The following is an 11,155-nucleotide window of genomic DNA, read 5'->3' on the forward strand; positions in this document are numbered from 1 at the left end:
CTCTTATAGTCTGTAGAAAGATTCGTTTGAATAAGGCTATCTGTGAGGGATAAGAGTAATTCACTGCACAAAGCCTCATCTCTGTCGCTTAATATTGCGTTAGCAAGACTTAATATTCTTTGTTCAAGTCTATTATCATACACAATAGGTGTTGAAAAACGTACTAAATCCTTTTTCTCCATAACTTCTAAAAGCAATTGCGGCTCAATATATAACATAACATAATCAAGTCCTGCCTCATGATCGTGTGCCATTCCGTCATGTGCCTGTTCTGGATTAAAAAGCATAACACCATTTTGATAGGATAATTGTAAACTGCCATCCATGTTATATTGTTGAATACCACGCAATGTTACCCCAATTGCGTACTCCTGATGAGAATGCTTTTTATACGTAAAATCAGTAATACTTGCTGACAAGGCAGTAACACCCGCTGATTTTTTATAGATAAATTTATCCATTAAATTCACCTCTTATTTAGCTTCCCTACAACCATATCATTATCCCAGAATAAGCTAAAAATAATGCCATTAATACATTAACAATCTTACTATGATTCTGTAAAAACTTCTTGAAGATTGAACCGAAAAGAACCCATGTAATAAATGCCAAGAATCCAATAAGAGTTATTGTGAAAACACTTATAGTCACCGCAGGCATTGCGGTATAGTGTGGCATAATAAAGGTAGGAATTACAGTCATTGTAAATAGGACCACTTTTGGATTTAAAAACTGCATAAGGAACCCTGATTTAAAGGTACCAGATTGGTTTAAAGTTGGTTTTGATGTATCCGCTTTGTAAATTTGATAAGCAAGATAGAAAATATAAAAACTTCCGATTATCTGCATAACAATCAAAATTTTAGGTATGATCGTTATAAGCAAAGTATTCAACATAGCAGAAATAACAAGTAATATACCAAAAGCAATCGTTGCTCCATACGTATATTCCATTGCCTTTTTTGTCCCAAAATGATGCACTGTGGATAATATGACGATATTAGTAGGTCCTGGTGTAAAAGTAATAATAATACAGTATAGTAAAAAAGATGTAATATTCATGACGAAAACTCCTTTCAAGGTATTCTCATGCAATTATACATCTTAGAATTAAATGGCTTATAGTATATTATTGCAGGATTAAATTAAGCTTCTGTAAACTTAACTCTACAAATTCAGCCTTAAATAACAAGGAAAAGGATCACCGCATCAACCCCTTGTTAAACTCAAGCACCCGATAGTTTAAGTGCAATCCTTCACAATATACAATCAAGATTGATAAAAATTGATAAAAAAGACTAAAATTCTGTCTGTTACTATTCCTAAAAACTAAAAGATAATTAATTTGGATATGAAAAAGAGACCATTTTAAAAATGGTCTCCAAGAAATTTCTATCCTTCTACTCGTTTAAGTATGTCATTACTCTGTTCTGGATAATATCCGCCACACTTTCCGCAGATTTTTGACCACTAAAATAGCTATTTGATTCCTCTGAGATAATCGTTCGTATCTTGTCATTCGATCTCACTTGCGTATTAGCATCAGCAATCATTTCCTTAAGAGGTTGAAGATTCGCTCCTCTCTACAATTTGGAGAACCAGCATTCAGTTTTATAAAATTTCATTAAAAAATGCATTTATCCTTCTTGGATCAATGCACAGCATATTTCTGCTCTTAATACACTAACCTGCTTCGTTATTGCAATAAGAAAAAAGAGATCGCCGCAGCCATCCCAATCTTTAACTCTTGCACCCTATAGTTTAAGTAGAAACCTTCACAATCTAAAAATCCGAGCATAGCTCCAAAATATAATTGCAGCCATGTTTGCAGGTTAAAAGGGTAACAGGGCTAATATCTTTCAACCTATGGTTGAAGGGCTGTATTTGCTTAGCCTTGATAAAAGAAGCTTTTAGTTAGCTGTGATACCTGCCAAGCCTGTTCCTCGAGAAGGAAGTGCCCGCCGCAAAGAAGATGGGATTCCACATTGTACAGTTCCTTGCTATAGGCAATAGCACCATCCAATGTGAAAATAAAATCATTTTTCCCCCAGATAACTGTCACTGGGGGCTGCTTCGTGCGCAGATAATGCTGCCAAACGGGATATTGTTCTACATTTTTCCGATAATCGTAGGCAAGCTCCAATTGAATTTGAGCATTACCCGGGCGGTCCAAGAAGAGCTGATCCATCAAATAGCTGTCCGGGCTGATCAGATCCTGGGAGCAAGCACCAGTAAGATACTGCTTCTTTGTGAAATCAAAGGTGAGCAAGGTTCCCATGGCCGCTTCAGTGCTTCGGTTTCTGTCTTTCCACAAAGCTTTAAATAGATCGAACGGCTTGCCAAGTCCCTCTTCATGAGCAACGGAATTTTGAATAACAAATCCAAGCACCCTTGACGGCTGGCGAGCAGCAATGCGGAATCCGACGGGACCTCCATAATCATGAACATAGAAGAATGACTGCCTGATACCAAGCAGATCAAGGAGCTTTTCCATAACAAGTGAGATGTTATGGAACGTGTAGGTAAATCCATCGGGAACAGGCATGCTGCTGTTTCCAAAGCCTGGATAATCAGGGGCAATGACATAAAAACGGTCGGACAAAAATGGAATTAAATTCCGGAACATATGGGAGGAGCTCGGGAAACCATGGAGCAGCACAATCGCGGGATTTCTTCGGCTTCCTGCTTCCCGGTAAAAAATACGTAGACCATCAATTATGGCAATGTGGCAGCTTACCATCTGTCCACCCCCTCTCAGCTGTTAGTAACCTTCTATCTTTTTATATTCAGATATGGAGGTGTCTAGTATTTTTANNACGTTATGAGATCCTCCCGTCAATTTTTTTCATAATCGTAATAATGATGGAGGCGAGCATGGACAAAAACGGAACTTTATCCGAAATACGGTTTAATTAATACCAGTTATTAACATCCACTTTGCGTGTGGTGTCAGCTGCGCTGGCATTGCCCTAAATTAGTGACCTTATGCCATTAAATGACCTTCTAATGGTGTAACTTTAAACTTAAAGATATAACCTGCAGAAATCCTTCTTAGACCAGAAAATGGCCCATCGTGACTGCCCCATTGTAATTCAAAGTTTATTCTCATTTCCAGATAGCCTCTTTGTGTTATTTTTTCTAAAGCAAAAAAACAAGTTATTATCATAGCTTGTTTTAAATGCTTTCTATCATTCTATACCCAACACCCATTTCAGTTAGAATGTATTTTGGCTCAGCAGGATTTGATTCTAATTTTCTGCGGATATTTGCCATGTTGACTCGTAATGTTTGCGTTTCATTGGTGTAGGGTCCCCATATTTTTTTAATGATAAAGTCATGTGTTAACACTTTGCCAGCATGCTCAGAAAGCAAAGTAATGATTTTGTATTCAATTGGAGTAAAATGAACTTCCTTCCCTTTGATAAGAACTTTTCGTTTCTCAAAATCGATTTCAACTTCTCCAACGCTAAACTTTTTGAGACTTTGATCATCACTTTCTATAGCTTTCTTATTTCGCCTAATAGCAGTCCGAATTCGAGCAAGCAACTCTGAAGTGCCAAATGGTTTTGTAATATAATCATCCGCACCCAGGTCAAGCGCTTCTACTTTTTCCCGTTCATGCCCACGAGCTGATACAACAATAATAGGCACCTCGCTCCATTGTCTAATAGCTTTTAAAACCTCGATTCCATCAATATCTGGCAATCCTAAGTCCAACAAAATTAAATCAGGCGAATGAGAAGCCATCATTGAAATGGCTTCATTTCCCTTTTTAGTTTTTATGATTTGATAATGATTTGAAGTTAATATAGCAGAAATAAAATTGCTTATACCTGCTTCATCTTCAACGATTAAAATCAAAGTTTTATACACCATTTTACACAGCCCTTCTTTAGCTTACCTGTTATTTCTGAACCTAGTTTACTTGTTATGATAGTGGTAAAGAAAATCGGAATACTGCTCCACCTGACTTTCGGTTTTCTGCACTCATTTTACCTTGATGTGCCTTAATAATTGACATACAGATGGAAAGACCTATTCCCATCCCTCTTGATGAATCGGCACTTTTCTTTCCATTTGGTACAAAACTTGTAAATAAATATGGTAAATCTTCAGCAGAAATTCCTTCTCCCTTATCAATTACCTCAATTACTGCATAATTCTTATTCTTTTTCACATTTACATCGATTGCTGTATTGTTTTGTGTATGTTTGACCGCATTTTCAAGAAGATTAATCAGGACCTGTGCAATTAATGTGCCATCCATGGGAACAATTAAAAGTTTATTAGGTACCTTTACAGAAATATTGCTCTCTGGAAATCTCTTTCTAATTCGACTTACTGCTTCTGCAACAATTTCCTCTACAGCCTCCGGTGATTTGGAAACATTCATTGTTCCTTCATGGATTCGTGTTACAGACAACAAGTTTTCTACCATTCGAATTAACCATTGGGAATCTTCTATTATGTTCGCAATCAAATTGTTTTTTGTAGACTCATCAAAAGATGCTTGATTTTCGAGAATGGCAGAACTCGCACCTAGAATAGCTGTTAGGGGTGTTCTTAAATCATGTGAGATTGCACGCAATAGATTACTTCTCATTTTCTCTTTTTCAGATTCTACCAGAATTATGCGCTGTTCATCTGATAAATACTGACGTTCTAAGGCCATTGCTACTTGTGCAGTAATCATTTGTAAGAAAAGACGATCATCATGATTGAGAAGGCTTTTTTCACAGGATATTCCCATTACACCAAGTATCTTTTTTTGTGATACAACAGGAAAATAATAAGCTTTTGCTCCCATTAGTGTGTCAGTTCCAGCTCCAGCCGGTTTGTGGTTGACAAATACCCAATGTGCGACTGCTTTTTCACTCTCAGATTGTAAAATGTCTTCCTTTATATCCTCTGAAAATTGCTTCAAGTATCCTATTGTCCCGTTTTCGGGATCTTCAGTGTAAAAAATTACTGTTCGATTGAAAAGTTTAACTACATATTCATTTGTCAGATTCACAATACTATCAAGCCCTCTGGCAGCTAACAACTTTTTGTTTATTTCATAAAGAACCTCTGTCCGACGCTCTCTTTCTACAGCATGTCTTGCTTGGGTTTTAATACGAACCGTCAAAGCACTTGCAAACAATGCGACTAACAACATAATGAAAAAGGTAACTGGATATCCTGCTTGAATTGCATTAAATGTGTAATAAGGTACAGTAAAAAAGAAATTAAATGCTAGAACACTTAAAAATGAAGAAACTATACCATATAGATACCCTATTGTAATTCTAGAGATAACGAGTACCGACAGAATATAAACCATTATCACATTTTGTTCACCGATTCCAAGCGCACGAAGTTCAATTGAAACAATAGTTGCTAACATTAATAATACAATAGACTTAAGAGCATCTCTCCAAAAAAACTGTACTTGACTACGGAAATGAAATCTTCTCGTTTTTCTATAAGTTCGGAGTGTGTTACTATCAGGAATGATATGAATCTCCAAACTTGGTAAAAGCGATATAAGCTGGTCTTCAAAATCCATTTCAAAGACGTTCTTAAATGATTTCTTATTTCGACTCTTACCAATCACAATATTCGTGATACCTGATAGCTTTGCATATTCTGCAACAGCTGTTGCAATATTGTCTCCATTAATTGTTACAATTTCAGCACCTAATTTCTCTGCTAAATCCATATTCATCCTAAGCGTTTTTTGTTGCTGTTCTGTAAATCGACCACTATCCATATTTTCTACATAAACAGCTACCCAAGGTGCATGAAATGCTTCAGCTGTCCTCGCAGTCCATCTAATGCATTTCGCTGACGAAGGAGAGGGACCAATACAAACTAGAAGTTTTGTATTGGCCATTTTAGCGAAACTACGTCGTGTATTCAGGTTCTCATGGCTGATTCTATCCGCAACTTTCCGCATGGCTATCTCACGTAAAAGTCGAAGATTTTCCAATGTAAAAAAGTTATTAATAGCTGTTGCAACTCTGTCAGGGCTATATATTTTTCCTTCTTCAAATCGTTTTAATAATTCTACAGGATCAATATCAATCAGTTTTACGGAATCTGCACGATCAAAAAAGGTATCTGGTACAGTTTCTCTTACAGTAATCTTTGTTATTTCTTGAACAATATCGTTCAAGCTTTCAATATGTTGGACATTTACGGTTGTATATACATTTATTCCAGTATTCAAAAGTTCCTCAATGTCCTGATATCGTTTTTTGTTACGAAGACCATGAGCGTTAGTATGAGCAAGCTCATCAACTAAAATGAGTTCAGGCTTCCTGATTAAAGCTGCATCTAAATCAAATTCCTTCAGCTCTATGTTTCTATAAGAAGTCTTTTTCGAAGGTAACATTGGCAAACCTTCAAGAAGTTGCGTAGTCTCTGGTCTCGTATGCGGTTCAACATATCCTACTAAGACATCAACACCATTGCCAAAATGTTCTCTTGCCTCGTCTAACATCGAATAGGTTTTTCCTACACCTGCTGCATAGCCAAAGAAGATTTTTAGTTTACCAACTTTCTTTTGTTGTTCAAGTATGTCTTCTAAAAGCTTATCCGGATTTGGACGTTTATCTTCTTTCATCATACGAAATCACTATCCTTTATAGAGACCATCAAGAGCTAAATTTACCTTTAAAACATTTACCCCAGGTTCTCCAATGAATTCTAGAAATCTTTCGGTAGTATATTGATTGATGATTTTTCTAACACTATCTTCACTTATTCCTCTTGTTTTTGCAATTCTTGACACCTGGTATTCAGCTGCTGCTGGTGAAATATATGGGTCGACTCCACTACCTGAAGCTGTAACTAAATCCATCGGGATATCAGATTTGTTGTCTGGATCAAATTTATGCCACCAATCAATTCGCTCTTGGACAAGTTTTTCTTGTTCAGCGCTAACAGGTGAAAGATTTGTTGTACCTATCGATCTCCCAATTAAATATTTTGGTTCAGTAAATTTTTGAGCAATTAATTCGGAACCAACGTCCTTCTTTGTTCCATCGTTTAGTGTAACCGTGACAATGCTTCCATTTGATTGGTTTGGAAATAGTAGTTGAGCAATTCCAGTTACAACACTCGTATACACAACTCCACAAAGAATTGTCATTGCAATAAAAATAAATAAAGCTGGTCTAAATGTTTTTGATATGTTTGTCATCAGTACCACCTCACACAAGACCGCTTACGGTCAGAATCATATCTATCAATTTGATTGCCAAGAAAGGTGCAATTACTCCACCCAGTCCATAAATCAAAATATTTCTTTTTAGTAGCTTTCCAGCTGGAAATTCACGATATTTAACACCTTTTAATGCTAATGGGATTAAAAAGACAATGATTAACGCATTGTAAATGATCGCTGACAATATCGCGCTCGTTGTACTTGTGAATCCTAAAATATTTAGCGTTGTTAACTGTGGAAAGATCCCAAAAAACAGAACTGGGATAATGGCAAAATATTTTGCCACATCATTTGCCACACTAAATGTGGTTAAAGCGCCTCTTGTCATTAAAAGCTGTTTTCCAATTCTAACTATGTCAATCAACTTCGTAGGACTAGAATCTAAGTCAACCATATTTCCTGCTTCTTTCGCTGCTTGTGTACCAGTATTCATTGCCACTGCAACGTCTGCTTGCGCCAATGCAGGTGCATCATTCGTTCCATCACCCGTCATTGCTACTAAATGTCCCTTTGCTTGGTAATCTCTAATCAGTGCTAATTTGGCTTCAGGTGTAGCTTCTGCCAAGAAATCGTCTACACCTGCTTCTGCTGCAATCGCCGCAGCTGTCATCGGGTTATCACCTGTAATCATGATGGTTTTGATACCCATTTTACGCAAGTCACCAAAACGTTCCTTAACACCGTTTTTAACAATGTCTTTTAAGTAAATAACACCCAACACTTTTGTGTTTTGTGCAACAACCAACGGTGTACCTCCAGCTCCTGCAACTCGTTTGACAATTTGGTCACATTCAGATGGGTATTCCCCACCCTTTTGTAGAACATAGTTTTTAATTGCGTCAACAGCCCCTTTTCGGATTTCATTTCCCCCAAAATCAACACCACTCATTCTAGTTTTTGCTGAGAATTCAATGAAGTTTGCATTTAATTGACTAAGATCTCGACCACGAATATCAAACTTTTCTTTTGCTAGAATAACGATACTTCTGCCTTCAGCTGTCTCATCTGCTAAGGAAGAGAGTTGAGCTGCATCAGCTAATTCTCTTTCTTCAACATTGCTAACTGGAATAAACTCGCTTGCTTGACGATTTCCTAGTGTAATTGTCCCTGTTTTATCTAATAATAGGATATCCACATCACCTGCAGCTTCAATAGCACGACCACTCATTGCTAAAACATTCGCTTGATTGAGTCGGCTCATGCCCGCAATACCTATTGATGAAAGTAAGGCGCCGATTGTTGTAGGTGCAAGACAGACTAACAGAGCAATAACATTTGTAATTGAAATCGCAGTACCCGAACCTGCTAACTTACTTACAAAGTTCGAAAATGGGAGTAGTGTAGCTGTTACAACAAGAAAAATAATCGTCAATGTAACCAAAAGAATTTGGAGTGCAACTTCATTTGGCGTTTTCTTTCTAGATGCACCTTCCACCATAGCTATCATTTTATCAAGAAAGCTTTCACCTGCCTCTGCTGTTACTTGAATAATCAACCAATCTGAAACGACTGTTGTACCTCCTGTAACAGCACTTCTGTCCCCACCAGATTCACGAATGACAGGCGCAGACTCTCCAGTGATCGCACTCTCATCAACAGATGCTGCCCCATCAATTACCTCACCATCCATTGGGATCTGATTACCAGCACTGACAAATACAAGATCACCTTTTTTCAATGTGTTGGATAATACTTCAGTGTACTCATCGATATTAGTTGCTGATTTTAACTTCTTTGCTTTTACATCCTTTTTCGCACTGCGTAGACTAGACTATCTGCTTGCGCACGGCCTCGTCCTTCTGCAATCGACTCTGCAAAATTAGCAAATAAAACTGTAAACCATAAAATGAGAGCAATGGCTAAGGTGTACCATGAATTCTCATCTTTGATCCCCATGAAAGAAAGAATGTATAGAAATGTTGTAAAGATTGCTCCAATATATACCACCAACATGACAGGGTTTTTTAACTGTACACGAGGTGATAGTTTTACCAAAGACTGACGAAATGCGTCATTCAAAATACTCTTGTTAATATGCTTTCCATTCATCGTTTTCACCTCAAATTAATGTGTAAAATAATCTGCAATCGGGCCCAAGGCTAAAACAGGTAAGAAACTGAGGGCTCCAATTAAAAGAATGACTGAGACTAATAATCCAACAAACATGGTATTACTAGTTGATAAAGTTCCTTCACTTGCAGCAGTTGTTTTCTTCCGAGCAAGATTTTCTGCCAGATAAAGAATAGCTCCAATTGGAATAAAGCGAACCAATAACATCACAATTCCACCAATAATGTTTGTGAAAACTGTATTGGATGTGAATCCACCAAATGCACTTCCATTGTTATTAGCCATTGAAGAAAAATTATAAAGGATTTCTGAAAATCCGTGTGCTCCTGAATTGTTAAGCCATGACGAAGCAGCTGGCATAGAAACTGCAAGTGCTGTACTTAATAGTGTTAAGAGCGGTGGTGCAAGAACAATTAAACAAACCATCTTCATATCAAACGGTTCAATTTTCTTACCTAAATATTCAGGGGTTCGCCCAACCATCAATCCTGCGATGAAGACAGTCAACATTACGAAAGCCAACATTCCGTAAAGCCCGCTTCCTACACCACCAAAGATTATTTCCCCCAATTGCATAAGGAACATGAGAACCATGCCAGCGAGTGGAGTAAAACTGTCATGCATGGCATTCACGGAGCCATTTGAAGCTGCAGTTGTTGCTGTACCCCATAAGGATGAAGCACCTACACCATGAATGACTTCTTTTCCTTCTATACTTCCTGAAGTTGCTACTCCATGAAAAACTGGTGCAGCAAATTGCTCACTGATGGTTACAGCTACGATTGATACCACAAATAGAATCAGCATGGTAATGTATAGTGATTTACCTTGTTTGCTATCATTTACTGCTTTCCCAAATGAAACACAAAGTGCAGCAGGGATAATTAGAATAGATAGCACTTGAATAAAGTCGGAGAACGATGTTGGATTTTCTAATGGAAAAGCTGAGTTCATTCCAAAAAATCCACCACCGTTTGTGCCAAGTTGTTTTATTGCAATCTGACTTGCAGCAGGTCCTAATGGAATAATTTGATTTACACCATTCTCCAACATCGAAACAACTTTATAATGGGCAAATGTTTGCACCACACCTTGTGAAGCAATAAGTAGTGCCACAACTAGGGACAAAGGAATCAAAACATAAAGTGTTATTCTCGTGATATCTACCCAGTAGTTGCCTATCTCTTGTTCTTTTTTGAGAATGAAACCTCGAATCAGTGCGAATAGAACAGCGATACCAGTTGCCGCTGAAACAAAATTTTGAACTGTCAGTCCAATAGACTGGGTCAAATATGATAGAGTGCTCTCGCCAGAGTAGGCTTGCCAATTCGTGTTAGAAACAAAACTTGATGCTGTATTGAATGCTAGATGCCAACTAGTCCCCTTCATCCCTTCAGGATTTAAAGGAAGGAAACCTTGAATCATTTGTACTCCCCAAAGAAAAACCAGCCCTATTGTGCTAAAGGTAATAACAGAAACTAAATATTGTTTTGCTCCCATGCCTTCTACATTCCAATTACCGATGATTTTATAAACACATTTCTCTACTGGCGATAAAATTTTGGTCAAAAATACTTTTTGACCGATCATCACCTTATAAATATAAACACCAATTGGAATTGATAATCCGACTAAAACAGCAATAAAAAAAGTATCTTGTAAAATAATATTGGTCATAGATTTTCACCCTTAAATAAGACGTACAACAAGTAAACAAATAACGACATACCAACAATTCCAGCGAAAAGTAAAACGGCATTCACCTTTACAACTCTCCTTTTCAATTTTTTCCAACTTCAATAAATCGTCGGAAAATTAATTAATTTATCTTCTTGAAATTATTTTATTGAATTTGGAATAAAGATAGTGTTCAGA

8 protein-coding genes and 1 pseudogene are annotated in these 11,155 nt (G+C 37.2%); all 9 read right to left on the minus strand.

The window, feature by feature from the left end; translation table 11 throughout:
• Positions 1 to 461, minus strand: a 461-nt coding sequence (locus tag V7137_RS18415) for an AraC family ligand binding domain-containing protein (protein WP_335699427.1), incomplete at its 3' end; no start/stop codon positions are given.
• 25 nt (positions 462 to 486) lie between these two features.
• Positions 487 to 1,062 (minus strand): LysE family translocator, encoded by a 576-nt coding sequence (locus V7137_RS18420; protein ID WP_335699428.1) that lies wholly within the window; start codon positions 1,060 to 1,062, stop codon positions 487 to 489.
• Between the two features lie 826 nt (positions 1,063 to 1,888).
• Complete coding sequence (locus tag V7137_RS18425) at positions 1,889 to 2,740, minus strand: alpha/beta fold hydrolase (RefSeq protein WP_335699429.1); 852 nt, start codon at positions 2,738 to 2,740, stop codon at positions 1,889 to 1,891.
• 243 nt (positions 2,741 to 2,983) lie between these two features.
• The gene (locus V7137_RS18430) at positions 2,984 to 3,109 is read right to left on the minus strand and encodes a hypothetical protein (protein WP_335699430.1); all 126 of its coding nucleotides are present in this window, start codon (positions 3,107 to 3,109) and stop codon (positions 2,984 to 2,986) included.
• A 65-nt stretch (positions 3,110 to 3,174) separates the two neighbouring features.
• Positions 3,175 to 3,876: a response regulator transcription factor gene (locus V7137_RS18435; RefSeq protein ID WP_335699431.1), complete on the minus strand. Its 702-nt coding sequence runs from the start codon at positions 3,874 to 3,876 to the stop codon at positions 3,175 to 3,177.
• A 52-nt stretch (positions 3,877 to 3,928) separates the two neighbouring features.
• Positions 3,929 to 6,607, minus strand: coding sequence for a sensor histidine kinase KdpD (locus tag V7137_RS18440; RefSeq protein ID WP_335699434.1), 2,679 nt, complete (start codon positions 6,605 to 6,607; stop codon positions 3,929 to 3,931).
• A 12-nt stretch (positions 6,608 to 6,619) separates the two neighbouring features.
• Positions 6,620 to 7,186 (minus strand): potassium-transporting ATPase subunit KdpC, encoded by a 567-nt coding sequence (gene kdpC, locus V7137_RS18445; RefSeq protein WP_335699432.1) that lies wholly within the window; start codon positions 7,184 to 7,186, stop codon positions 6,620 to 6,622.
• A gap of 10 nt (positions 7,187 to 7,196) precedes the next feature.
• Positions 7,197 to 9,259, minus strand: a pseudogene (kdpB, locus tag V7137_RS18450) (potassium-transporting ATPase subunit KdpB).
• 15 nt (positions 9,260 to 9,274) lie between these two features.
• Complete coding sequence (kdpA, locus tag V7137_RS18455; RefSeq protein ID WP_335699433.1) at positions 9,275 to 10,957, minus strand: potassium-transporting ATPase subunit KdpA; 1,683 nt, start codon at positions 10,955 to 10,957, stop codon at positions 9,275 to 9,277.
• Positions 10,958 to 11,155: the final 198 nt, after the last annotated feature.

Origin of the sequence: Neobacillus drentensis, assembly GCF_036962765.1 — a bacterium.
Lineage (GTDB): Bacteria > Bacillota > Bacilli > Bacillales > Cytobacillaceae > Neobacillus > Neobacillus drentensis_C.